The organism is Vibrio sp. 1078-1, assembly GCF_033340475.1.
The window spans coordinates 1-637 of sequence record NZ_JAWOWM010000494.1 but is presented as its reverse complement, the minus strand read 5'-3'; the positions used below and the strand labels follow the sequence as shown (position 1 = coordinate 637).

General features: G+C 44.6%; 1 protein-coding gene. It reads right to left on the bottom strand.

Translation table 11 applies throughout. The features are described 5' to 3' along the window. On the bottom strand, positions 1-605 hold a 605-nt coding region (locus tag R7190_RS28395), incomplete at its 3' end, for a tRNA-uridine aminocarboxypropyltransferase (protein WP_318137995.1). Between the last annotated feature and the right edge of the window lie 32 nt (positions 606-637).

Genomic DNA, 637 nt, shown 5'->3' with positions numbered 1-637 from the left:
GCTTGTTTCAAAACTAAAGTCGCGACTTCAGCTGTCGAAAGATGCTGCTCGTTCTCAGAACGGCGCATGATGTATTCAGATAAACACTCCGGCTCGATAGATAGGACTGGTAGAGACTGTAAAAACTCAGAGCGACGGAAGATTTTTCGCGCCTCACGCCAACTACCATCGATAAAAATCAACAACCACGTTTTGCTATTACCATCAGTGCGATGTAAGTGCTCAGCGTGTAATCCATCTAGCAATCGCTCAGGTTGATCAACATAATCGGCAGGAAAAACAATGACCGGCTGATAGTCATCGTTGGACAAAAGATCAAGCATCTCTTGTGAAGGTTCAGTGCGATTCCATTGATACACGTAAGTCTCTTTCACCGTATCAGCAATCAAACGGCCTGTATTGCTTGGCTTAAACACTTCGTTCTCAGACACAATCAGCATGCACGCGACATTGCTATCGATATCAGGTTGCAATTCACATAAACAATGCTGCTCTGAAACCTGACAGAATGGGCAGCGCTGAACTTTGCATCCACGAGCATTGAAAGGCTTCGTTGAGATGGATTGACGATACTGATATAAACGATGGAAAGCGTGGATTCTCATGAAGGAAATGCCAAATAAAAACGAGAGCGCGA